The sequence below is a fragment of the Peribacillus sp. AS_2 genome, from assembly GCF_026891895.1.
Classification (GTDB): Bacteria; Bacillota; Bacilli; order Bacillales; family DSM-1321; genus Peribacillus; species Peribacillus frigoritolerans.
This window is the reverse complement of the sequence record NZ_JAPTGA010000001.1, coordinates 151,239-175,394: the sequence shown is the minus strand read 5'-3', so window position 1 is coordinate 175,394 and position 24,156 is coordinate 151,239. Positions and strand designations below refer to the sequence as shown.

Annotated in this window: 20 protein-coding genes; 3 read left to right on the top strand and 17 right to left on the bottom strand. The window is 42.8% G+C overall.

All coding sequences use genetic code 11. The features are described from left to right. Nucleotides 1-61 precede the first annotated feature (61 nt). From fsa to OTG27_RS00840, 3 genes are all read right to left on the bottom strand, one after another. The gene (fsa, locus tag OTG27_RS00850; protein WP_034315855.1) at nt 62-712 is read right to left on the bottom strand and encodes a fructose-6-phosphate aldolase; all 651 of its coding nucleotides are present in this window, start codon (nt 710-712) and stop codon (nt 62-64) included. Nucleotides 713-874: 162 nt separating this feature from the next. After that, nucleotides 875-1,732, bottom strand: coding sequence for a class II fructose-bisphosphate aldolase (locus OTG27_RS00845; protein WP_053536898.1), 858 nt, complete (start codon nt 1,730-1,732; stop codon nt 875-877). A 246-nt stretch (nt 1,733-1,978) separates the two neighbouring features. Next, nucleotides 1,979-2,350, bottom strand: coding sequence for a response regulator (locus OTG27_RS00840; protein WP_034315860.1), 372 nt, complete (start codon nt 2,348-2,350; stop codon nt 1,979-1,981). A gap of 310 nt (nt 2,351-2,660) precedes the next feature. Here OTG27_RS00840 and OTG27_RS00835 point away from each other — a divergent pair, with 310 nt between their 5' ends. Then, nucleotides 2,661-3,191: a DUF2529 domain-containing protein gene (locus OTG27_RS00835; RefSeq protein WP_268935974.1), complete on the top strand. Its 531-nt coding sequence runs from the start codon at nt 2,661-2,663 to the stop codon at nt 3,189-3,191. Nucleotides 3,192-3,446: 255 nt separating this feature from the next. Here the strand turns inward: OTG27_RS00835 and OTG27_RS00830 are convergent, their stop codons facing one another. The 10 genes from OTG27_RS00830 to OTG27_RS00785 all read right to left on the bottom strand — a co-directional run bounded on the left by OTG27_RS00830 (nt 3,447) and on the right by OTG27_RS00785 (nt 17,349). Then, nucleotides 3,447-5,054 (bottom strand): CTP synthase, encoded by a 1,608-nt coding sequence (locus OTG27_RS00830; RefSeq protein ID WP_048683527.1) that lies wholly within the window; start codon nt 5,052-5,054, stop codon nt 3,447-3,449. A 411-nt stretch (nt 5,055-5,465) separates the two neighbouring features. Next, complete coding sequence (gene rpoE / locus OTG27_RS00825; RefSeq protein WP_057278194.1) at nt 5,466-6,056, bottom strand: DNA-directed RNA polymerase subunit delta; 591 nt, start codon at nt 6,054-6,056, stop codon at nt 5,466-5,468. Between the two features lie 205 nt (nt 6,057-6,261). Beyond that, nucleotides 6,262-6,432 carry a hypothetical protein gene (locus tag OTG27_RS00820; protein WP_156319604.1) on the bottom strand — a complete coding sequence of 57 codons (171 nt, stop codon included), beginning with the start codon at nt 6,430-6,432 and terminating at the stop codon, nt 6,262-6,264. A gap of 138 nt (nt 6,433-6,570) precedes the next feature. Beyond that, a complete protein-coding gene (icmF, locus tag OTG27_RS00815) occupies nt 6,571-9,837 on the bottom strand; it encodes a fused isobutyryl-CoA mutase/GTPase IcmF (protein ID WP_268935973.1) in 3,267 nt (1,088 codons plus the stop codon). Between the two features lie 30 nt (nt 9,838-9,867). Next, on the bottom strand, nt 9,868-10,500 hold the full coding sequence (locus OTG27_RS00810; protein WP_034315867.1) for a TetR/AcrR family transcriptional regulator: 633 nt from the start codon (nt 10,498-10,500) through the stop codon (nt 9,868-9,870). A 108-nt stretch (nt 10,501-10,608) separates the two neighbouring features. Then, entirely contained in the window at nt 10,609-11,748 is a 1,140-nt protein-coding gene (locus tag OTG27_RS00805; RefSeq protein WP_034315870.1) for an acyl-CoA dehydrogenase, read from the bottom strand. Nucleotides 11,749-11,774: 26 nt separating this feature from the next. Further along, on the bottom strand, nt 11,775-12,911 hold the full coding sequence (locus tag OTG27_RS00800) for an acyl-CoA dehydrogenase (RefSeq protein ID WP_191930443.1): 1,137 nt from the start codon (nt 12,909-12,911) through the stop codon (nt 11,775-11,777). Nucleotides 12,912-12,946: 35 nt separating this feature from the next. Beyond that, nucleotides 12,947-13,798 (bottom strand): 3-hydroxybutyryl-CoA dehydrogenase, encoded by an 852-nt coding sequence (locus OTG27_RS00795; protein ID WP_048683542.1) that lies wholly within the window; start codon nt 13,796-13,798, stop codon nt 12,947-12,949. A gap of 33 nt (nt 13,799-13,831) precedes the next feature. Next, the gene (locus OTG27_RS00790) at nt 13,832-15,022 is read right to left on the bottom strand and encodes an acetyl-CoA C-acetyltransferase (RefSeq protein WP_268935972.1); all 1,191 of its coding nucleotides are present in this window, start codon (nt 15,020-15,022) and stop codon (nt 13,832-13,834) included. A 197-nt stretch (nt 15,023-15,219) separates the two neighbouring features. Beyond that, nucleotides 15,220-17,349 carry a (Fe-S)-binding protein gene (locus OTG27_RS00785; protein WP_268936140.1) on the bottom strand — a complete coding sequence of 710 codons (2,130 nt, stop codon included), beginning with the start codon at nt 17,347-17,349 and terminating at the stop codon, nt 15,220-15,222. Nucleotides 17,350-17,639: 290 nt separating this feature from the next. Here OTG27_RS00785 and cls point away from each other — a divergent pair, with 290 nt between their 5' ends. Both cls and uvsE read left to right on the top strand, forming a co-directional pair. Further along, a complete protein-coding gene (cls, locus tag OTG27_RS00780) occupies nt 17,640-18,842 on the top strand; it encodes a cardiolipin synthase (protein ID WP_268935971.1) in 1,203 nt (400 codons plus the stop codon). A gap of 28 nt (nt 18,843-18,870) precedes the next feature. Then, nucleotides 18,871-19,824, top strand: a complete 954-nt coding sequence (uvsE, locus tag OTG27_RS00775; RefSeq protein WP_268935970.1) for a UV DNA damage repair endonuclease UvsE — start codon at nt 18,871-18,873, stop codon at nt 19,822-19,824. Nucleotides 19,825-19,873: 49 nt separating this feature from the next. On the opposite strand, the gene argS is transcribed toward uvsE, so the two are convergent. The 4 genes from argS to speE all read right to left on the bottom strand — a co-directional run bounded on the left by argS (nt 19,874) and on the right by speE (nt 23,962). Further along, the gene (gene argS, locus OTG27_RS00770) at nt 19,874-21,544 is read right to left on the bottom strand and encodes an arginine--tRNA ligase (protein ID WP_145506359.1); all 1,671 of its coding nucleotides are present in this window, start codon (nt 21,542-21,544) and stop codon (nt 19,874-19,876) included. Between the two features lie 3 nt (nt 21,545-21,547). Beyond that, entirely contained in the window at nt 21,548-21,988 is a 441-nt protein-coding gene (locus tag OTG27_RS00765; RefSeq protein ID WP_268935969.1) for a YwiB family protein, read from the bottom strand. 253 nt (nt 21,989-22,241) lie between these two features. Then, the gene (speB, locus tag OTG27_RS00760; RefSeq protein WP_034315888.1) at nt 22,242-23,120 is read right to left on the bottom strand and encodes an agmatinase; all 879 of its coding nucleotides are present in this window, start codon (nt 23,118-23,120) and stop codon (nt 22,242-22,244) included. A 14-nt stretch (nt 23,121-23,134) separates the two neighbouring features. Next, nucleotides 23,135-23,962: a spermidine synthase gene (gene speE, locus OTG27_RS00755; protein ID WP_034315891.1), complete on the bottom strand. Its 828-nt coding sequence runs from the start codon at nt 23,960-23,962 to the stop codon at nt 23,135-23,137. Between the last annotated feature and the right edge of the window lie 194 nt (nt 23,963-24,156).

Sequence of the window (24,156 nt, the reverse complement as noted above, 5' to 3'; positions counted from 1 at the left end):
TTTCTAATTTATGTTAATTTTATTAAAACAGTGCAATCTATAGCGACTTAGCGGCAAGGCATTATGCTTCTGTACGTGAATTCCAATCATTCAAGAAAGCTTCAATCCCTTTATCCGTTAATGGGTGGTGGAATAATTGCATTAAAACTTTATAAGGAATCGTTGCAATATGTGCTCCTTTAAGAGCCGCTTCTGTAATATGCATCGGATGGCGGATGGAAGCTGCAATGATCTCAGCATTGATATCATGAATTGCAAATATGTCAGCAATATCCGAAATTAAATCCAAACCATTTTGGCCGATATCGTCCAAGCGTCCTAAAAATGGCGATACATAAGTTGCTCCCGCCCTAGCTGCCAATAATGCTTGGTTTGCACTGAAAATAAGCGTGACATTTGTTTTGACACCTTGTTTTGTAAGTGCTGAAACAGCCTTCAAGCCGTCTGGAGTCATTGGCACTTTGATCGTGATATTAGGTGCAATCGCAACAAGCTCCTTGGCTTCTGCCATCATTCCTTCAAAATCAAGCGCAATGACTTCAGCAGAAACGGATTCCTTAACAAGGCTTGTGATTTCTTTTAACCGGTCATGGAAAGAAACTCCCTTTTCCCTGGCAACAAGAGATGGGTTAGTCGTAACACCTGCTAGAACGCCAAGTTCGTGCGCTTGTTTGATTTCTTCCATATTTGCTGTATCTATAAAGAATTTCATAAAATATCCTCCGTATGTAATCGATTTTTTATTTCTCTATTGAATTCTAATTGTTCGAAAAATAGAGCCCGGATTAAGCCTGCATCTAAAAGAAACCATTAGGGGGGAGCCCCCCAATGGGAATATTGCCTTACATTTAAAGGGATGGAACCCCCTTTGAAATTATGCTTTGCCGTTTGAACCGAATTCACGAATTTTGCCGATGACCGTTTCTTTAATAGCTTCACGGCCAGGAACCATGTATTTACGAGGATCGTACACTTCAGAATCGTTATTCAGGATTTCACGAACCGCTTTTGTGAACACGATTTGATTTTCCGTATTCACATTGATTTTTGATGTTCCAAGTGAAATCGCTTTTTGGATATCTTTCAGAGGGATGCCTGTACCACCATGAAGAACAAGAGGTTTGTTCGTTAAATCCCGTACTTCTTCCATTTCTTTATAGCCTAGGTTAGGTTCACCTTTGTATGGTCCGTGAACGGATCCCAAAGCTGGAGCAAAACAGTCGACATTCGTTTCTTTAACCAACTGTTCACATTCTTGAGGGTCTGCATATACGACTCCATCAGCGATAATATCATCTTCTTGTCCGCCAACCGTGCCCACTTCCGCTTCAACCGAAACATTGCGTGCGTGAGCGAACTCGACAACCTTCTTGGTTGTTTCGATATTTTCTTCGATCGGATGATGTGAAGCGTCGATCATTACTGAAGTGAATCCGGCTTCGATGGCTTCCTTACATTTATCAAAACTTGAACCATGGTCAAGGTGAATGGCCACAGGAACAGTGATTTTCATGTCTTCCAACAATCCTTGAACCATCATGACAGTCGTTTTAAAACCACCCATATGACGGGCAGCACCTTCGGAAACACCAAGGATGACTGGAGATTTTTCTTGTTCAGCAGCAGCTAGGATAGCTTGAGTCCATTCAAGGTTATTGATATTGAATTGACCTACTGCATATTTTTCATCAAGGGCTTTATTCAGCATATCTTTCATAGAAACTAAAGGCATTTGATTTCCTCCTACTAGTGGATGTTTATTTTTAAAGTTAATTCTTTCTAGATATTCCCTAAAACGAAAGTAGCATACGCTTATAAATCAGAATATCTCTCCTCTTTTAGCATATCAATACATCAAAAAAACAGCAACAATTACAACTGAACCATGTCTCAAATTTTATTCCAAAAAAACACGGCCCATCTAAAAAAAGATAGCCGCGGCAATTTCCCCGTCAATAATATTAAACTTTCAAGACCGTTAACTCGATTGAATCGGTAAGTATTCACGAACGGCTTTTCTAATATCATCAATATCAAACGGCTTTGCAAAGTGTGTCATTGCACCTAAATCCTTTGCTTCTTGAATCATATCAAGTTCACCATATGCCGTCATGATTATGACCCGGATGTCCGGATCGACGACTTTCATCCTTTTCAAGATCTCAATGCCATCCATTCCCGGAATCTTCATATCCAGCAATACAAGATCGGGTGAATGGTTATTTAGCACTTCCAAGGCTTGAATGCCATTAGCTGCTTGAAATGTTTCATACCCTTCTTTATGTAACACCTCGTTCAATAAAATACGAATCCCGAATTGATCATCAACAATCAATATTTTCCCTGGCATTTTATCACCTCTCCCCTTCCCGATTCATCCATTAAATATATTAGCCTATTCGGCCTATTACCCGAAAAAGGGTAGTTACATAGATTGCCTCAAATTACTTGAGCAACGCATTTATTCATTCATGACATCTATGTTCATATTCGATAATTGTAACAAAATTCCTGCTGTATGGCTAAAAGGAATTTTAATTTTTTTGTTTTTTCGACCGATTTAGTTAATTCTGCCCTTTGGACCAAAAACCCTGAAACCTGTCAATGCAAAGGAAAGTCCTTTATAATAAGTATATTATTTTTTAAAGGAGTCCCTGATCATGTTAAAAATTTTCTCGACACAGATAAGCGGTTTATTTAAAAAAATGATTGAAAATGAAGCCTTTGAAATGGAGGATGCCGGACGCCTGCTGGCTCAGGCTGTGGTTGGGGACGGTTCTGTGTTCATTCACGGTTTTGATGAAATGCAGGGCGTCACTGCCGAGGCATTGAATGGGGAAGAACCCTTTCCTAAGGCAAAAGGCTATGATATAAGTGAAACAATTTCCAAGGAAGATCGATTTCTTATATTCAGCCGCCATTCGGATGATTCAGAAGCATTGATGCTGGCAAAACAACTCAAGGAAAAAGATATCCCATTTGTTGCGGTTTCTACATCCGTCCCTTCCGCAGAAGATTCTCTTTTGGAGTTGGCTGACGTACATATTGATTTACGCATCCAACGGGGATTGATTCCCGATGAAACCGGAAATCGATATGGGTACCCTACCCTCCTTACCGCTCTTTTCGCTTATCATGGAATTAAATTCACTCTTGAAGAAATCATAAAAGAATATGAAGATGAAGAATGATGAATTCAGCTAAAAAGGTTCGGAAAAATATATCTTTCATCAAATGATGTTCCCGAACCCACTGACCACCCTCTAAAAGTTAAAACAAATTTGGAGCGGGTGTGCGGGACTCATGCGGGAAAGCACGTCTAAGCGGTGCTTGGAGTGGCCATCAACCTCCTAAAGTACAAACCAAAAAAAAAACTGTAGGCAAACTCGATTTTATTCAAGTTTGCCTACAGTCTGAAACAGCCACAGGGGCTGTTTTTTTGTTTATTAACGATTTTCGCCGTTCTTTAATGACATACCGACAAAGTCGCGGAATAGCGGCTGTGGACGGTTAGGACGTGACGTGAATTCCGGATGGAATTGGGAAGCCACAAACCAAGGATGATCTTTCAGTTCAATGATTTCGACTAGACGGCCATCTGGACTTGTACCGGAGAACACGAATCCTGCCTCTTCCATAGCTTGACGGTAGTGGTTATTGAATTCATAACGGTGACGGTGACGTTCATAAACAACCTCGTCATTATAAGCTTCGTATGCTTTAGTACCTTCGATAAGCTTACATGGATACAGACCAAGACGAAGTGTTCCGCCCAAATCTTCTACATCCTTCTGCTCAGGAAGAAGATCGATGATTGGATCAGGAGTATCCTCCTTAATTTCAGCTGAATGTGCTTCTGGCAATCCCAAGACGTTGCGTGCATACTCAATGGACGCCAACTGCATGCCTAAGCAAATTCCGAAGAATGGTTTTTTTGTCGTGCGGGCAAATTCAGTCGCTGCAATTTTCCCTTCGATTCCACGATCTCCAAAACCTCCAGGTACAAGGATTCCATCTGCATCTTGAAGAAGTTCTGCAACATTTTCTTTAGTTACATCTTCGGAATTCACCCAGTCGATTTCAACATCTGCATCAAATGCGTAACCAGCATGCTTAAGTGCTTCCACTACAGAAAGATAAGCATCTTGCAATTCAACATATTTTCCGACTAAAGCGATTTTCGTTTTCTTTGATAAAGAAGTAACCTTTTTGACTAGTTCCTTCCAATCTTCCATATCCGCTTCGCCACAGTCCAATTGCAAGTGATCACAAACGATTTGATCCATATTTTGCGCTTGAAGCGCTAGAGGGATGGAGTAAAGTGTATCCGCATCAAGACATTCAATAACAGAATTTTTATCGATATCGCAGAATAAAGCGATTTTATCCTTCATATCTTGTGAAATCGGGCTTTCTGTACGTGCAACGATGATATTTGGCTGAATGCCAAGACTGCGTAATTCTTTTACACTATGCTGTGTCGGTTTTGTTTTCATTTCACCTGCAGCTTTGATGTAGGGAACCAGTGTACAGTGGATATACATAACATTATTGATGCCGATATCACTCTTGATTTGACGAATCGCTTCAAGGAATGGAAGAGACTCGATATCCCCTACAGTACCGCCAATTTCAGTGATGACTATGTCGGCATTCGTTTCATTGCCTGAACGGAAAACCCGTTCTTTAATTTCATTCGTGATATGGGGAATGACTTGAACCGTTCCACCTAGATAATCGCCGCGGCGTTCTTTTCTCAGGACGGTTGAATAAATTCTGCCTGTAGTCACATTGCTGTGTTTACCAAGGTTGATATCGATGAAACGCTCATAGTGCCCCAAATCCAAATCCGTTTCAGCACCATCATCCGTTACAAACACTTCACCATGTTGATATGGACTCATCGTACCAGGATCCAAGTTGATATAAGGGTCAAACTTCTGGATCGTAACATTCAATCCCCTATTTTTTAATAATCTTCCTAAAGAAGCGGCCGTAATCCCTTTTCCCAAGGAAGAAACTACTCCACCTGTCACAAAAATATATTTTGTCATCTTATATCCTCCTAATAGAATGTTTTCTTCCAATTCAGTTCTTCACATCATTAGATCGGAACCTGAATCAAATCTTCCGCCACATGAGCGGTTAAAAGCTAAAAACCGTAACCAGTACAAACCATTAATCACTTAAAGGTCTTTAGTGAGAGTCATGCAGGATACATGAACAAGAATAAATTTCCTTAAATGACAGTTAACATAAATATGTTCTCTATAGTTTTTACAATTCTACGAGAAATCATTTTTAAAAATAAAAAAATGATGTCATTTATTCATTCCATCATTAAAAACAAAAACGCTCCGCTTACAAAAAAGTAAGGGAGCGATATAATTTAATCATTGTGTCCTTTTTTAAGGAGCCCAAAAATGATTCTACAAATTTCGCCTTAAAAAGTCAAGGGCGATTATTTATTTCTCATCCTCTTCATTCAAGTCATCCAAGTCATCTTCGTCTTCATCTTCGTCCTCATCATCTTCCAGGACAAATGCATCATCTTCGATTATTTCTTCTTCCAGGTCGTCGTCATCATCCACGTCATCATCCAAAAGCACTTCGTCGATGACTGGAGAACCTAGAATATCATCATCGTCGTCATCTTCATCCTCGTCCAGATCATCGATATCCTCTTCAAAGTCAAGGTCTTCGTCTTCAAGTTCATCGAAATCATCGATGACGACAGCAGCCTTTTTGGCTTTCTTTTTCTTTTTAGGTTTTACAACATGTACGACTTCTTCCTCGATTTGGTCAACCGGGTACCATGTTTTCAATCCCCAGCGGTTGTCTCCAAGTGAAGTGAAACGGCCATCCACATTTAAATCCGTATAGAATTGGGCAATTTTCTTTTCCACTTCCGCTTTGGATAAATGGTGCAGCGAAGCTAATTCACTAATTAAGTCTTTAAATGGAATCGGTTCATTTCTTTCAACTAACAAATCATATGCCATCTCTATTAAGGACATTTCCAATAATTGCTCTTTTGAGTATTGTTTTAAACTCAAATTCCGCACTTCCCTTCTCTATTCAAACACTGAATTCCGTGTTTTTTCACATAAAAAAATAATCTAAAACAGTAGTTCGATAAAATAACGACAATTCCTGCTAGACATATACTCCATTATAAACAATCTAAATGGGTTTATGCTAGTTCTATATGATACTTTCACAGATTTACCTTATTGTCTATCATTCACAGGAAACCAAAAGCTAAAGATCATTCCTTTTTTTCTTTTTCGATTTCTGACGATAGGCTGCCGTAAAAAAGACAACAGTCAGGATAAAAAAAGAAATGGCTCCCAATTGATGCTCATACAGCTCAAATAAAAAAATGATGGCAAGAATGTAACCTATGATCAACCCAATCATCTTCAGGTTCATTTTCTCAACTCCAATAGGGCTGATTCTTCATTTTTGCCCCTTTTCCGAATAATTATAAGGTAAAATCTTCATTTTGTTAAAAAAGACGGGAATTATTAAAAAAAAGGGCCCCTAAACGTTCGGAGCCCCCTTCTAAGTTTACATATTTCTTCTATATTGACCGCCTACATCATATAACGCCCTCGTTATCTGACCCAGACTGGCCACCCTCACGCAGTTCATGAGCTCAGCAAAGATATTTTCCCCATTCATGGCAGCCAATTTCAGTTTAGTTAACGCTTCATCCGTGAACTCCTTATTTCTTTCCTGGAATGCCCGGAGATTTATGATTTGCCCTTCCTTTTCTTCCTTGGTTGCACGGGCAATTTCCATGCTGTTCACCGCTTCTTCGGAAGGAGGATTTGGATTCAAATACGTATTTACACCGATGATCGGCAATTCTCCCGTATGCTTTTTCATTTCGTAATGCATCGATTCATCCTGGATTTTCCCGCGCTGATATTGCGTCTCCATTGCACCCAGCACACCGCCACGATCATTGATGCGATCGAACTCTTGCAGGACGGCCTCTTCGACCAGATCCGTCAATTCCTCCACGATGAAGGCACCTTGCATCGGGTTTTCATTTTTTGAGAGACCATGCTCCTTCGTAATGATCATTTGGATGGCCATTGCCCGGCGCACGGATTCTTCTGTAGGCGTCGTGATGGCTTCATCGTACGCATTAGTATGCAGGGAATTACAGTTGTCCTGCAGTGCCATTAAAGCTTGAAGTGTCGTTCTGATATCATTAAAATCAATTTCTTGGGCATGAAGCGAGCGCCCGGAAGTCTGTATATGGTATTTGAGCTTCTGGCTGCGGTCGTTCGCACCATATTTATCCCGCATGACTGTCGCCCAGATCCTTCTTGCCACCCTCCCGATCACCGTATATTCCGGGTCGAGCCCATTTGAGAAGAAGAAAGACAAATTCGGGGCAAAGTCATCAATATTCATTCCGCGGCTTAAATAATATTCGATGTAAGTAAAGCCATTCGCTAATGTAAAAGCCAGCTGTGAAATTGGGTTGGCACCCGCTTCTGCAATGTGATAGCCAGAAATGGATACAGAGTAATAGTTCCTGACTTTCCGATCGATGAAATATGCCTGAATGTCGCCCATTAACCTTAGAGCAAATTCCGTAGAGAAGATGCATGTATTCTGGCCTTGGTCCTCTTTCAGAATATCCGCCTGAACAGTTCCGCGTACCGTCTGAAGCGTATAAGCCTGCACTTCTTCAGCTTCGGCGTCTGTAAGGGGACGGCCTAGCTCTTCTTCTTTCCGTTGAATCTGCTGATCGACTGCCGTATTCATGTACATGGCCAAAATGATTGGTGCCGGTCCATTGATGGTCATGGATACAGAGGTTGAGGGGTGGCAAAGATCAAAACCTGCATACAGCTTTTTCATGTCATCCAACGTGCAGATGCTGACTCCGCTTTCTCCTACCTTTCCATAGATATCAGGTCGGTGATCAGGGTCCTCGCCATATAAAGTTACAGAATCGAAAGCCGTGCTTAGCCGTTTAGCCGTATCATCCTTTGATAAATAATGAAAACGCCTGTTGGTACGGTCGGGCGATCCTTCACCGGCAAATTGCCGCTTCGGGTCTTCCCCTTCACGCTTGAATGGAAAGACTCCCGCTGTGTAAGGAAAGAAGCCCGGAACGTTCTCACGGAATACCCATCCCAAAATCTCTCCATAATCCACATATTTCGGCAGTGATACTCTCGGGATCATTAAACCTGATAAACTTTTCGTTTTCAGCTTTGTCACGATTTCTTTATCCCTTACTTTCGTTACAAACTGCTCTCCTGCATACTTTTCTTTTAAATCCATCCATCCAGAAAGGATTTTTTTAGATTCAGGTGATAAATTCGAGGCGGTTTCCTTTTTCAGTTTTTCTAAAGAAGCCACCATATCGCCGTTGTTATCATTTTCCTTAACTGCATCAATGGCTCCTTCAAGCTGGAAAAGCCTCCGGGCAATACGCACTTGTTCAGCGGCACGCTTATGATACGATCTGACCGTATCACTGATTTCACGTAAATAATACCGGCGGTCAGTTGGAATGATGACGTTTTGCTTGTAAACATCCGCTTCTTTCGAAAAGGCCGTACTCCAAGCCGTTCCTGATTTTTCATTAAGCTTTTCAATCAGTGCAGCGAATAATGCATTGGTGCCTGGGTCATTGAATTGGGAAGCGATTGTACCGTATACTGGCATTTCAGATGGATCTTGATCAAAAAGCGTACGGCTTCTTTGGTATTGCTTTTGAACTTGGTTTTTTGCATCTTCGGAACCTTTGCGCTCGTATTTGTTAATGACTATCAAGTCTGCATAATCAATCATATCGATTTTTTCAAGTTGCGAAGGAGCACCGAATTCACTCGTCATTACATACATGGATACATCGCATATTTCGGCAATTTCTGCATCACCCTGACCGATCCCGCTCGTTTCAACGATGATTAAATCGAAGCCTGCTGCCTTCACGACGGAAATGGCATCCTTTATCGCCAAAGACAGCTCACTTTTTGAATGGCGCGTGGCTAGGCTCCGCATATAAACACGCTCTGAAAAGATCGAATTCATTCTGATCCTGTCACCAAGAAGGGCACCGCCCGTTTTCTGTTTGGTCGGGTCTACAGATAGAATGGCGACTCTCTCATTCGGAATTTCGTTAATGAACCGTCGTATCAATTCATCAGTCAATGAACTTTTTCCAGCTCCGCCAGTCCCCGTGATGCCCAGAACAGGAACCTTCTTTTCGGAAGTCTTGATCTGCTCAAAAAGACTCTCCACCGCTGCCGCTGATTCCTGTGAAACATCGAGTCTATTTTCGGCAAAGGTAATGAATTGGGCAATGGCATTCGTTCCCCCGGCAATCAATTCATCAAAACGTTCCTGTAAAGATGGTTTGACTGTCGAGAAATCACACTCCTCCATCAAAACGTTTATCATTCCTTGAAGACCATATTCCCTCCCTTCATCAGGTGAAAAGATACGGGCAATCCCATAATCATGGAGTTCTTTAATTTCCCTAGGGATGATGACCCCGCCACCGCCGGCAAAAATCCGAATGTGCCCGGCTCCCTTTTCCATCAGCAGGTCATACATATATTTAAAATATTCCACATGTCCGCCTTGGTAAGATGACATGGCTATGCCTTGGACATCTTCCTGGATGGCCGCATTCACGATTTCTTCCACCGAACGATTATGACCTAGGTGAATTACTTCCGCCCCGCTGGACTGAAGGATTCTCCTCATTATATTGATGGACGCATCATGTCCATCAAATAAACTCGAAGCTGTAACGAATCTAATATGGTTCTTCGGTTTATACACCTCAACTGTACTCATTTAGCTCCCCCTTATTGAAACTTATTTATATCAGTGCACTTTGGAACCCGATACATTTTGAATCAATAATTGCGTCTGCAGTTCAACATACTCTTGAAGCGTGTACTGTTTATGCAAAGCCCATCTTCTAAAACTCCACATCTGTCCCTGTACGAAAATGTTATGTGAAACAAGGCTTATTTGTTTTTCCGTTAATGATAGCTCCCCATTCTCAACACATTTCGTTATTACTTTTTCGAACATGCCCACCATCCGAAGTTCTTTATTCAGAACATATGGTAAAGCATCTTTCGTCAGGGCCTTCACTTCCTGATACATGACAAGCACTTCGTCCTGCATATCATCCATCACTTTATAAAAATAGGCGATCGTCAACTTCAAGCTTTCAAGTGTCCCATCACTCTGTTCTATTTCCTTCTGAAGCTTTTCCTGGACTTCATCATAAATAAAGTCACAAACGAGATATAATATATCTTCCTTGGTCCGGATATACTCGTATAATGTACCAATGCTAAAGCCTGCCGCTTTGGCAATTTCCCTGGTAGTCGTACGATGAAATCCCTTTTCTTTAAAAAGGGTCACCGCTCCTTTAATCATTTGAGTACGCCTTTTTTCAACCAGCCGCTCATCCTTTACAGATGCAAGAACCTCTCTTTTTTCCATTTCCAAACTCCTTTTGAAAGCCCATTATTCAACCATTGATATTCTGAAGAAATTGAAAAGGGAATTCCGGTAAAGGCAGAGCCTCATCGGAAAACCACAGTTTCAACCCTATTTAGTAACCATCCGTGAGATGACCAGCTTTTGAATTTCCTGTGTACCTTCGTAAATCTGGGTTATTTTCGCATCACGCATATACCGCTCCACTGGATAATCTTTTGTATATCCATAGCCCCCGAAAACCTGTACGGCCTCCGTCGTCACTTTCATTGCTGTATCTCCGGCAAAAAGTTTGGACATGGCCGACTCTTTCCCATAAGGAAGGCCCACTGATTCCAACCAGGCTGCCTGATAGGTTAATAGCCTTGAAGCCTCAACACCCGTTGCCATATCCGCCAATTTAAAACCGATTCCCTGCTGTGCAGAAATTGGCTTGCCGAATTGGACGCGCTCTTTTGCATAATCAACCGCGGCATCCAATGCACCTTGGGCTATCCCTACAGCCTGGGCTGCAATTCCATTACGGCCGCCATCAAGCGTCATCATCGCGATTTTAAAGCCTTCCCCTTCTTTTCCAAGGAGATTTTCTTTAGGAACACGGCACTCATCAAAGATGATTTCCGTAGTCGGTGATGAACGGATTCCAAGCTTCTTCTCTTTTTTACCAACACTGAAGCCCGGGAAGTCCTTTTCAATGATAAAAGCACTCGTTCCTTTTTGCTTCGATTCAGGATCCGTCAATGCAAAGACGACATATGTATCCGCAATCCCGCCGTTCGTAATGAAGATTTTGGAACCGCTGATAACATATTCATCACCCACAAGCTTTGCAGTCGTTCTCATCCCTCCGGCGTCTGAGCCTGAGCTGGGCTCAGTAAGGCCATATGCACCGATTTTTTCACCTTGTGCCATCGGGCGAAGGTATTTTTGTTTTTGTTCTTCAGTGCCAAACTTATATATTGGCCATCCTGCGAGCGAAGTATGGGCTGATAAAGTCACCCCAGTAGAAGCGCAAACGCGGGAAAGTTCCTCAACCGCTATGCAATACGCTAAGTAATCACTTCCAATTCCGCCGTATTCCTCAGGCCACGGAATCCCGGTCAATCCAAGTTCAGCCATTTTATCGAAGATTTCACGGTCGAATCGTTCTTCTTCATCCCTCTCGGCAGCAGTCGGAGCCACTTCATTCTGGGCAAAGTCGCGCACCATTTTCCTAATCATTTCATGTTCTTCCGTTAGTTTAAATTGCATGGCAATGCCTCCTAAATTTCTCGTAATTATAGACTTTTACTGATGACCATTCTCTGTATTTCGCTTGTACCCTCATAAATTTCAGTTACCTTTGCATCCCTGAAATATCGTTCGACCGGATAATCCGTTGTATATCCATAGCCACCGAACACTTGGACTGCTTCTATCGCCACCTCAACGGCCGTCCTCGAAGCGAATAGCTTAGCCATTGCCGCCTCTTTACCGGACTTTAATCCCTGTGAGCGTAAAAACGCCGCGCGATAGACGAGTAACCTTGAAGCTTCTATGCTCGTTGCCATTTCGGCCAGTTTGAAACCAATCCCTTGCTGTTCTGCAATGGGTTTTCCGAATTGCTCCCTGCTTTTTGCATATCGGACAGCATGTTCCATGGCACCCTCAGCAATTCCTAGCGCTTGAGCGGCAATCCCGATCCTTCCAGCATCCAAGTTGGCCATGGCGATCTTAAAACCTTCCCCTTCTTTGCCTAGGAGATTGGCTGCAGGGATTTTCATATCCTCGAACGTCACCTGTACGGTGCTCGAACCATGAAGGCCCATTTTACGTTCATCTTTACCGATGATTAAGCCCGTCGTCCCTTTTTCTACAATAAAAGCAGAGATTCCCTTGCTTCCCTTCTGTGGGTCGGTCGAGGCAAAAACAATGAACACATCCGCTTCCCCGCCATTGGTGATAAAAACCTTGGACCCATTTATTCGATATTGTCCGCCTTCCTTTACTGCCACTGCCTTCGATTTCAAACTCGCAGCATCGGAACCTGAGCTTTGCTCAGTCAAACAAAAGGCCCCTAAATTTTTACCAGCGGCTAACTTAGGCACATACTTTCGCTTCTGCTCTTCCGTTCCAAAATAAACGATTGGATTTGTGCCAACAGATGTATGAACGGACAGTATGACACCGAGAGTGGGACTTACTTTGGAAATCTCATTGATGGCAATGATATAAGACATAAAGTCCATACCCGCGCCACCGTATTCTTCTGAAATCGGAATTCCCATCAAACCAAGCTCACCCATTTTTTGCAGAATCGTTTTTGGAAACACGCCTGTTTCCATTGCCTCGATATGAGGAGTGATCTCATTCTCCGCAAAAGAGCTTACCATTTTCCGCATCATTTCATGTTCTTCGGTAAACTTGAAATCCATCCTACATCCCTCCCTGGCTGCACATCTTTCCATGATTAGTTATATTCATAAAAGCCCCGTCCTGATTTCTTGCCTAACCACCCTGCCTTTACATATTTCCTTAACAGCGGACACGGTCGGTATTTATCGTCTCCCAGTCCTTGGTGAAGGGTTTCCATTATATACAAGCATGTATCCAGGCCGATGAAGTCAGCTAGCGTAAGCGGTCCCATCGGATGGTTCATGCCCAGTTTCATTACGTCATCGATCGCCTCTTTAGTAGCGACGCCCTCATAAAGTGTATAGATGGCCTCATTGATCATCGGCATCAAAATCCGATTCGCTACAAAACCTGGAAAATCATTGACTTCCACCGGTACCTTATTCAAGGATTCAGCCATCTTTTCAACCTCTTGATAAACTTCATCCGCTGTAGCAAGGCCGCGGATGACCTCAACCAGCTTCATGACTGGAACCGGGTTCATAAAGTGCATGCCAATTACCTTTTCCGGCCTTTTCGTGGCAGCGGCTATCTCGGTAATCGGTAGCGAAGAAGTATTGGATGCAAGAATGACGTGCCGGGGCGTGATTTCATCCAACTCGGCGAATATTCTTGTTTTTATTTCCATGTTTTCCACTGCCGCTTCAATCACCAAATCTACTGCAGCTGCATTTTTCAAATTCGTTGAGGAAGTAAGCCGGGAAAGGATTGCATCCTTCTCCTCGGATTCCATTTTCCCTTTTTCAACCTGCCGCGATAGGTTTTTGGCAATAGTCCCTAAACCCTTTTCTACATACTCATCTTTTAAATCGTGTAAAAGAACTTCATAACCGCTCATTGCACAGACCTGGGCAATGCCAGATCCCATCTGTCCCGCACCAATGACCATCACTTTTTGAATGCCCATGGGAATATCCCTCCTCATTTATCTATGAAACTATTATCCTTGCTTAGGCACTTCTATTAAAATGGCATCTCCCTGTCCGCCGCCACTACAGATCGCTGCGATGCCCAATCCCCCTCCGCGGCGTTTCAGTTCATGCATCAGCGTAATGATGATGCGGGCACCACTTGCCCCGATTGGGTGACCTAATGCTACGGCCCCTCCGTTTACATTCACTTTTCCTGGCTCGATGTTGGCAATTTTCCCGCTGGCCAATGCGACCGCAGCAAATGCTTCATTCACTTCAAATAAATCAATTTCCTCTATCGATTTACCTGTCTTCTTCAGAAGTTCATTTATGACCAGACCTGGCGTTTTAGGGAAGTCCTTTGCTTCCACTGCCACTTCTGCATGAGCTAAAATATAGGCAAAAGGCGTTTTCCCTTCTTTTTCAGCACGTTCCTCACTCATCAATACGAGAGCACCCGCCCCGTCATTGACACCTGGTGCATTACCAGCCGTAATGGTCCCCTCATTATTGAAAGCTGGACCTAGTTTAGCCAACTTTCCGGCAGATGTATCTTTTCTTGGGGCTTCATCATGTTCGATGGTAATTGGTTCGCCTTTTCGGACCGGCACTTGTACGGAAATGATTTCTTCTGCAAGAATTCCGCCATCGATTGCTTTTATCGCTTTTTGGTGACTCTCATAAGCCCAGTTATCTTGTTCCTCACGGGTGATTTCAAGATCCTCGGCTGTACTGTTACCGTAAGTCCCCATATGGACGCCCGTAAAACTGCAGCTAAGTCCATCCGATATCATCGTATCCTTCAGTTCCCCATCACCCATCCTTAGGCCCCACCTTGCTTTTGGAAGGATATAAGGTGCATTGCTCATCGATTCCATTCCGCCGGCAACAATGATTTCTTCTTCACCTAAGCGAATGATCTGATCAGCCAATGTGACACTGCGAAGTCCTGATGCGCATACTTTATTAATGGTTTCCGTTTTCACTTCCCAAGGTAATCCAGCATGACGGGCTGCCTGGCGGGACGGTATTTGGCCTTGGCCTGCTTGAAGCACATTCCCCATGATGACCTCGTTCACTTGGCTTCCTTCAATCCCTGCCCGAACAAGTGCCTCTTTGATTGCTATTCCACCAAGCTGTGATGCCGTCAAACTGCTAAGACCACCGCCGAATTTACCAAAAGGTGTTCTCACACCGCTAATAATCACTGTTTTCGCCATCATTATTTCCCCCTATAAGTAACATTGATTGAACGCTCGCTCAATTTGGAGTTAAAAAAATAGTGTTGTAAGCGCTTAATATTATATTATATTACACATTTTTCTCAAAAATGAAAATATTTAGTTTATAAATATTGAAAATATTGCCTGCTTCCATTTGAATCTCATTTAGAGGAAGCAGGCAATTCCATTTAAAATTAAGAGGCAATCGATTTATTTTCACCAATGACCGCTTTTTCGAGTAGTTCAGCTACATCATACGTTTTAACATTTTCCTCAACTTCTTTTGCCTTCGTCCCATCAGATAGCATGGTCAGGCAATAAGGACATCCTGAACTGATCACTGTTGGACTGACGGCCAGCGCCTGTTCTGTACGGGCGACATTAATGCGGTTTCCAGTTTCTTCTTCCATCCACATCAAACCGCCTCCAGCTCCGCAGCACATACCCTTCTCACGGTTACGCTCCATCTCAATAAGTTTCACTCCATCAATGGATTGTAAGATTTCACGCGGCGGGCTGTAAACTTCATTGTACCTTCCCAAGTAACAGGAATCGTGGAATGTAATCGTCTCATTCACCGGATACTGCGGCACCAGCCTGCCTTCACTGACAAGTTTGGCCAACAGCTCAGTATGGTGATACACTTCCGCTTCCAAGCCAAAATCCGGATACTCATTCTTAAAGATATTGTATGCATGCGGATCGATCGTCACGATTTTCGTTATTTCATTCTTTTGGAATTCTTCTATATTTTTCATGGCAAGTTCCTGAAAAACAAACTCATTACCCAATCGACGTGGAGTATCCCCTGAGTTTTTCTCCTTATTTCCGAGAATTGCAAATGTGACGCCCGCTTCATTCAATAATTTAGCAAAGGAAAGGGCAATCTTCTGGCTTCGGTTATCGTATGACCCCATTGAACCCACCCAAAATAAATACTCGAATTCTTCGTCTGCCTTTTTTAATTCCTTCACGGTTGGGATGCTGACATCTTCCCGAAGGCTCCGCCAATCTTCTCTCTCTTTACGGTTCAATCCCCACGGGTTCCCTTGACGCTCGATATTCGTCATGGCACGCTGTGCATCGGGATCAAGTCTGCCTTCAGTAAGCACTAGATAACGGCGCATATCAATGATTTTGTCGACATGTTCATTCATTACCGGGCATTGATCTTCACAGTTCCGGCATGTGGTGCAAGCCCAAAGTTCTTCTTCCGTAATGACTTCGCCAATCAGGCTCGGACTGTATGCTTCTGTTGCTGCAGCTGATTCCTGCACCCCCTGCGCGGCACCAGCCAGAGCGATCTTATTTCCCTTCGTATTTCCAAAAACAAAAGATGGCACCCATGGCTGCTTCGTTGTAACGGCAGCGCCTGTATTAGTTAAATGGTCACGCATCTTGATTATGATATCCATCGGGGACAGCATTTTCCCGGTACCTGTAGCCGGGCACATATTCGTACAGCGACCGCACTCCACACAGGCATAGAGGTCCACCATTTGATATTGCGTCAAGTCCTCGATATATTTGGCACCGTAATATTGATTGCCTTCTTTGTCGAGAATCTCTTCTTCCAAATCAACCGGTTTCAATTTCCCCGGATTGTCCAGGCGATTAAGGAATACATTTATTGGACCGGCAATCAAATGTGCGTGCTTAGATTGCGGGATATAAACAAGGAAAGATAATATGATCAGTAAATGCAGCCACCAAGCTACATAAAAAACGACGGTTGCCGCTGTTGTCCCCATCCAGCCGAATAGAAATGCAATGCTGGATGCGACTGGCTCTGACCAGGTTGCATCGTGTCCATGCCAGATCATTCCCATTCCATTCCCCAGTAATACGGTGATCATGATACCGGTAATGAAGATGACAACCAAACCTGCTTTGAAATCCCTTTTCAAACGAACAAGCTTTTCGACATAACGGCGGTATGCCGCCCATAGGATTGCAACAAGAACGGTAAGCGTCACAATTTCCTGGAAGAAAGTAAAGGCCGGATAAACAGGGCCGAACGGTAAATGCCACCCCGGCCTTAAGCCTTTAACGAAAAAATCAAGTGCACCAAATTGCACTAATATGAAACCATAAAATAACAAGGCATGAATGATCCCGCTCTTTTTATCTTTAAAGAGCTTCTTCTGTCCAAATACATACACCCCTATTTTGACAAGACGATCTTTCACACGGTTATCGAATTCCACTTTTTTGCCAAGTTTTATATAAGCAATACGAGTCTTTATCAAATAGATAAACAAACCGGCGGCGTAAGCGGTTACAAGCAGGAATGCAACTAAGTTGATCCATAGTAAACCATTCATTTCCATGCAGTCTTTCCCCCTCTTTAGTAAATTGCAAAATGCCAGGTACCATTATGGGAAATTTGGCATTTTTCTGAAATTTGATTAATTCCATTATATAATGAATGAGCATTCAGTCAACTTTTTTCTTTTAAAAACCATTTAATTTTTCTGCCCCTTAATTATATAATTCGACAAATCCATGCATTACCCTTCTGCATTCAAAAAAAATAGACCCTTTCCCCCTTTTTAATGGTTACTGACAGGGAATTAGAGCCAAACTAAATATAATCATTTAGGGGGGATTTTTTTTGAAGATAATCACCACGATTGCCTCTATATTTTTATTGATCTTCTCTTGGTGCTGGGTTGATCTTAAGGTAGGGCATAGCCGTTATTTGAAGCACGCAACCAACATTAAATATCCGCCTCGGAATAGCGAAATAACTGTATTCACATCAGGGAAAATCCTGTTTGAAGATTATATCAAGGAAGTCAGGCAAGCTCAGGATTCCATCCATATCCTTTTTTATATAGTAAAAAACGATAAATTCAGCAAGGACTTTTTGAAGTTACTGCAGTTAAAAGCGAAGGAGGGCGTGGAAGTGCGGCTTTTAGTCGATTGGATAGGGAGTAAAAAAATGTCCCGCCAAACCATTCAGGAGCTGACTGAAAGCGGCGTTCATTTTTCTTTCAGCTTTAAACCGAAACTCCCCTTCCTTTTCTATACCATACAAAAAAGAAATCACCGTAAGATCTCGGTGATAGATGGAAAGATCGGCTATCTTGGCGGCTTTAATATCGGTAAGGAGTATATAAACCAAGGGGAGAAGCTGAACCCATGGAGGGATTACCATTTAAAAATGACCGGGGAAGGTGTAAAGGACCTTCAGGAAGTCTTCCTCTCGGATTGGTTCTATGATACAAACGAGGATTACAGAGGAACGCCTGCCTATTTTCCGACATTGACTCCCGGGACGCAGGCCCATCAGTTTGTCGTCTCGAATGGCAGTGATCTTGAACAGTCACTGACACACATGATTCGTCAAGCGACTAAAAAAATCATTATCGGGACTCCATACTTCATTCCCAGTGAAACTTTATTTCAGGAATTGAGGGATGCCCTTGCTCGCAATGTTTCCGTTACGGTCATCGTACCTGAAATTTCAGACCACGCCCTTGTAAAAGAAGCTTCTTTTCCCTATTTTCGGGTACTAATAAAAGACGGGGCGGAAATCATGCAATTTCAAAGAGGGTTCTACCATTCTAAAGTGATGCTGATCGATGATATAATGTGTGATATCGGTACGGCTAATTTTGATAAACGCAGTTGTTTTTTAAACAGTGAAATGAACTGCACCGTATTTGACCGGACATTTATAAAAGATGTAGAAAAGGAATTGGCAGTGGACCTGGCCGAATCAAAGCCGCTGAACGGGGACGCTCTTTCCAGCATGAATGTAGTCCGTTCAGCAAAAGAATCGCTGGCTTCCATCCTTTCTCCTTTTCTTTGACAACCCTTTGCTCAAGGAGAAAAATATAATGAAAATAAGATTTGGGTTCGTATCCAATGCCACCTGTTTATGGGAGGCTTCTCCGGCTAAGACACTTACTTTCAAGCGATATAGCACACTTGGCGCAGAAAAAGGAATGGAAAAGCTTCTGGATGTGACAAGGCAGAACATTGAAAATACCTTAAGGGTCCTTCAATATAACACGGCACACCAAATAGAAGTATACCGGATGTCCAGTTCCATTGTTCCTTTAGCCACACATCCCGAAATCGAATGGGATTTCGTCACTCCTTTTAAGAAAGAGTGGAGACAGCTTGGCGATTGGGCCACTGCACACAAGATGAGGCTCAGCTTTCATCCCAATCAGTTTACTCTGTTCACCAGCCCTAAGCCCGAGATCACACAAAATGCAGTGAAAGATATGGAGTTCCATTATAAAATGCTTGATGCAATGGGCATTGCGGACACCTCTTTCATCAATATCCATGTCGGTGGGGCCTATGGTGATAAAGAGTCCGCCCTTGTAAGGGTTCATGACAACCTTAAATCACTGCCTATGCATATCAAGGAAAGAATGACTTTGGAGAATGATGATAAAACCTATACAGCATCTGAAACCCTCGGCGTATGTAAAAGGGAGGGAATCCCGCTTGTATTCGATTATCACCATCATCTCGCAAACCTTTCAGATGAGCCGCTTAACGAGCTGCTCACCGAGGTGTTCACCACTTGGAATCAAGCAGGGGCGGTACCAAAGATCCATATTTCATCCCCAAAATCGGCAGGTGAATTTCGCTCGCATGCAGATTATATCGATTTGGACTTCATCATGCCCCTTTTTAAAGTGCTTAAGGATCTTGGACAGGACGCGGATTTCATGATCGAGGCCAAGATGAAGGATCGGGCAATGTTGCAACTGATTGAAGATATGGCTAAGATTCGAGGTGTAAAAAGGGTGAGCGGCGGAGCCATTAAGTGCTAAATAACCTAAAAAAAGCGGCTGTTTCGCTAGAAACAGCCGCTTTTTTCTATTACATTTTTTCCGGTGCCGAAACCCCGATGATAGCCAATGCATTCTTTAACGTAATTTGGACGGATTTGACGAGTCCAAGACGAGCCTTACTTCTTTCCATTTCTTCAACATCCAGAACCTTATCTGCATTGTAGAAACTGTGGAATGTAGAGGCCAGGTCGAATATATAGTTCGTCATACGGTGAGGCATCCGTTTTTCGGCTGCTTCCGCTATTGCCTGCGGGAATTCTCCTAATTTCTTCAAAAGCTCCACTTCTTTTTCAGTAGATAGGGCAGAGAAATCAGTGACTCCTTCATAGCTGATCCCTTGTTCAACGCCTTGGCGCAAAATGCTGGAAATACGGGCGTGGGCATACTGTGCATAATAAACCGGGTTTTCATTGGATTGTGAGACCGCAAGATCCAAATCAAAGTCCATATGGGTATCCGCACTTCTCATTGCAAAGAAATAACGTGTTGCATCCAGACCCACTTCATCAATCAGGTCACGCATCGTAACTGCTTTACCGGTACGTTTACTCATCTTCATTTTCTCGCCATCCTTGTACAGGTGGACAAGCTGGATGATTTCCACTTCAAGCTGCTCGCGGTTGTACCCTAATGCTTCGATCGCCGCTTTCATGCGCGGTATATAGCCGTGGTGATCTGCACCCCAGATATTGATCAGCGTTTCAAAGCCGCGTTCCAATTTATTACGGTGATAGGCAATATCCGGTGTCAGATATGTGTAAGACCCATCCTGCTTAATAAGCACCCGGTCTTTATCATCGCCTAATTCCGTAGAGCGGAACCATGTAGCCCCATCTTCCTCGTAAACATGGCCCCTTTCCCTCAACACTTTAAGTGCTTCATCAATTTTACCGTCTTGATAGAGGGATGTCTCGGAGTACCATACATCAAATCCGACACGGAAATTACCCAAGTCCGTTTTCAGTTTTTCCATTTCATATTTCAAGCCGTACTCACGGAAAAATTCAAAACGTTCCTTCTCATCGGCATTTACATATTTATCCCCATACTCACTTGCAAGCGTCTTACCGATGCCAATGATATCTTCGCCATGATAACCGCCCTCAGGCATATCCTTTTCGAGTCCAAGTGCCTGGAAATAACGGGCTTCTATGGAAATGGCCAAATTATTGATTTGATTGCCTGCATCATTGATATAGTATTCACGTGAAACATCATAACCTGCTTTAGCTAGGATATTACATAGCGTATCGCCTACTGCTGCACCACGGGCATGACCAAGATGGAGATCACCGGTCGGGTTCGCGGAAACGAACTCCACTTGGATTTTTTCGCCTTTACCAAAGTCACTTTCCCCATATGCTTCATCCACTTTCAAAATGACAGGAACCAGTTCTGTCAAATAAGCATTATCCATGTAGAAATTGATAAAACCCGGTCCTGCAATTTCAATTTTTTCGATGGATGCTTTTGAATTGTCAAAGTTTTCGATGATTGCCTCTGCTATCATCTTTGGCGCTTTCTTTGCAATCTTCGTTAATTGCATGGCCATATTCGTGGAATAATCTCCGTGTGTCTTATCTCTTGGCAACTCCAATACAACATTCGGAATTTGCTCTTCCGTTGCTAAACCGGCTTTAATGACTGCCGCTTTAATCTCTTCTTTCAGTTTTTCCTGTACCTCTTTTACTATATTCATGCGTTATGCTTCCTCCTTGTAGGAAATAGTCATCTCATATTGACCGGGTTCGCTTCCCTGCATATGTAACGTATATTTAAGGACAAGTTTCCCTTGTTTGGACTGCTCATCCCATTGATGATGGATCTTCTTCGTGGTCGTCCGTAATCCTAACCTGCCATATATACTTTCGTAATGCCCATTTGTCGCTTCCTGCAGGCGGAAAAGCTGCCTCATTTTAATGGCACCATTTCTAAGCAGGATCGTTTCATCCGGTTTGTGCTTGATGGTCGTTTGTGTTTGACCGGTTTCATTTTCCTCTTTATATTGCAAATATAAATCTGCACCTTTATACATTTTTGTACCAAATGTGACCAGCTCATACGTTTCCGTTTCTGAACCGTGCTTGATTTTTGTCTGTAAAGTCACTTTAATAGCATGCTTATCTATATCATGAAGAGTCAAAGCTACACTTCCTTCATCATGTCGTTCTTAACTTTATAAGTATAAATATTCTTCAAGGAAGTTTCAACTTGGAGCGGAAAATAAAGTGTTAAACCAAAAGTGTGCTGTCGAAATCAAGTTGTTGCAATCCATTTGATTTTAACGCAATAATGACTCATTGGGCGGAATTATTCAAAAAGAGCCCTTAATTCTATCCACGGATAAAAAAAGACCATTCCCGCTAAAAAAACAGGAACAGTCAATTCTTCCATCATTAACCTTTTTGAACCCACCCTAGAATCATTTCGCGAATCAGCTTGCTCGCCGTATTCGCAGTTTGCTCGGATGGATCATAGATTGGTGCGACTTCTACTAAATCGCAGCCGACCACATTTATTTCAGACCGTGCTATCTCATGAATCGAAGCTAAAAGCTCTTTGGAAGTAATGCCTCCACAATCAACGGTGCCTGTTCCCGGCGCGTGCGCAGGGTCAAGAACATCGATGTCGATCGTCACATATACAGGACGGCCAGCTAACTGCGGCAGTACTTCTTTCAAAGGTTCAAGAACTTCAAATTTAGAGATGTGCATGCCATTTTCTTTTGCCCATTGGAATTCTTCCTTCAAACCGGAACGAATGCCGAAAGAGTATACATTTTTCGGGCCGATAAGTTCTGCGGATTTACGGATGATGGACGCATGGGAAAGCGGCTCTCCCTCATAATCCTCACGTAAATCTGTATGTGCATCCATATGGATGATGGCCATATCGGGATACTTTTTGAACATGGCTTTTATGACAGGCCATGTGACAAGATGTTCCCCTCCCATACCCATCGGGAACTTACCTGCATCCAACAAGCTGTCGACAAATTTTTCAATCATATCGATACTGCGCTGCGGATTGCCGAATGGTAATGGAATGTCCCCGGCATCAAAGAATTTAACTTCCTCTAATTCACGATCTAAATACGGGCTGTACTCTTCCAAACCAATCGAAACTTCACGAATCCGGGTAGGGCCGAAGCGAGATCCCGGACGGAAACTTACCGTCCAGTCCATCGGCATGCCGTATAGCACAGCTTCAGATTCCTCAAAAACAGGGTGGCTTTTAATGAATACATTGCCTGAATAGGCTTCATCGAATTTCATGGTCCATGCCTCCCTTACTTCACTAAATCTTGAACGAATTTAGGCAGAACGAATGCTGCTTTATGAAGTTCTTTTGTATAATATTTAGTTTCCATTTCATGGAAACGATCTTCAGTCACTTCTAATGGATTATATTTTTTCGATCCGATCGTGAACGCCCAAAGGCCGCTTGGATACGTCGGGATATTCGCTAAATACAGGCTCGTGATTGGGAATATCTCTTTCACATCACGTTGTACATCGCGAATTAAGTCCGCTTTAAACCAAGGGTTGTCGGATTGTGCCACAAAAATCCCGTCTTCTTTCAAAGCTTTGGAAATCCCGGCATAAAAACCTTTTGTGAATAAATTGACAGCAGGTCCGACAGGTTCAGTTGAATCGACCATGATCACGTCATATTCATTTTCACTTTTGGCGATGTGCATGAAGCCATCCCCAACTTGTACGTCTACACGCGGATCTTCAAGCATGCCTGCAATTTCCGGCAGGTATTTCTTTGAGTATTCGATGACTTTCCCATCGATATCCACCAATGTAGCTTTTTTTACGCTTGGGTGTTTAAGGATTTCACGGATAACTCCTCCGTCCCCTCCACCTACAACCAAAACGTTTTCTGGATTAGGATGGGTAAATAAAGGAACATGGGCTACCATTTCATGGTAAACGAATTCATCGCGCTGTGAAGTCATTACCATGTCATCCAGCAATAGCATATTGCCCCACTCTTCCGTTTCAATCATATCAAGCTTTTGAAACTCAGTTTGCTCCGTATGTAAAGTACGATTCACTTTCATCGTAATACCAAAGTTCTCTGTTTGTTTTTCAGTAAACCAAATGCTCATTTATTAACGCTCCTTTTCCATTTCATATTGTCAGTCACCTTATAGGTTCCCCAAAATCGGTATAGTCATTAGCTAGAAAAATTATAGACGAATCTAGCAGAATTGCAAGATAAATTTCTTAAATGCAGTTCTTATGTTTAAAATTTTCTTTTTTTTCCATAATAGTAATAGATACTAGATTCTTACCCGATAAG

Excerpts from the sequence above, each read along its gene's own strand:
- fsa (WP_034315855.1), bottom strand. The coding sequence starts at position 712 with ATGAAATTCTTTATAGATACAGCAAATATGGAAGAAATCAAACAAGCG.
- OTG27_RS00845 (WP_053536898.1), bottom strand. The coding sequence starts at position 1,732 with ATGCCTTTAGTTTCTATGAAAGATATGCTGAATAAAGCCCTTGATGAA.
- OTG27_RS00840 (WP_034315860.1), bottom strand. The coding sequence starts at position 2,350 with ATGCCAGGGAAAATATTGATTGTTGATGATCAATTCGGGATTCGTATT.
- OTG27_RS00835 (WP_268935974.1), top strand. The coding sequence starts at position 2,661 with ATGTTAAAAATTTTCTCGACACAGATAAGCGGTTTATTTAAAAAAATG.
- OTG27_RS00830 (WP_048683527.1), bottom strand. The coding sequence starts at position 5,054 with ATGACAAAATATATTTTTGTGACAGGTGGAGTAGTTTCTTCCTTGGGA.
- OTG27_RS00820 (WP_156319604.1), bottom strand. The coding sequence starts at position 6,432 with ATGAACCTGAAGATGATTGGGTTGATCATAGGTTACATTCTTGCCATC.
- icmF (WP_268935973.1), bottom strand. The coding sequence starts at position 9,837 with ATGAGTACAGTTGAGGTGTATAAACCGAAGAACCATATTAGATTCGTT.
- OTG27_RS00810 (WP_034315867.1), bottom strand. The coding sequence starts at position 10,500 with ATGGAAAAAAGAGAGGTTCTTGCATCTGTAAAGGATGAGCGGCTGGTT.
- OTG27_RS00805 (WP_034315870.1), bottom strand. The coding sequence starts at position 11,748 with ATGCAATTTAAACTAACGGAAGAACATGAAATGATTAGGAAAATGGTG.
- OTG27_RS00800 (WP_191930443.1), bottom strand. The coding sequence starts at position 12,911 with ATGGATTTCAAGTTTACCGAAGAACATGAAATGATGCGGAAAATGGTA.
- OTG27_RS00795 (WP_048683542.1), bottom strand. The coding sequence starts at position 13,798 with ATGGGCATTCAAAAAGTGATGGTCATTGGTGCGGGACAGATGGGATCT.
- OTG27_RS00790 (WP_268935972.1), bottom strand. The coding sequence starts at position 15,022 with ATGGCGAAAACAGTGATTATTAGCGGTGTGAGAACACCTTTTGGTAAA.
- OTG27_RS00785 (WP_268936140.1), bottom strand. The coding sequence starts at position 17,349 with ATGAATGGTTTACTATGGATCAACTTAGTTGCATTCCTGCTTGTAACC.
- uvsE (WP_268935970.1), top strand. The coding sequence starts at position 18,871 with ATGAAAATAAGATTTGGGTTCGTATCCAATGCCACCTGTTTATGGGAG.
- argS (WP_145506359.1), bottom strand. The coding sequence starts at position 21,544 with ATGAATATAGTAAAAGAGGTACAGGAAAAACTGAAAGAAGAGATTAAA.
- speB (WP_034315888.1), bottom strand. The coding sequence starts at position 23,120 with ATGAAATTCGATGAAGCCTATTCAGGCAATGTATTCATTAAAAGCCAC.
- speE (WP_034315891.1), bottom strand. The coding sequence starts at position 23,962 with ATGAGCATTTGGTTTACTGAAAAACAAACAGAGAACTTTGGTATTACG.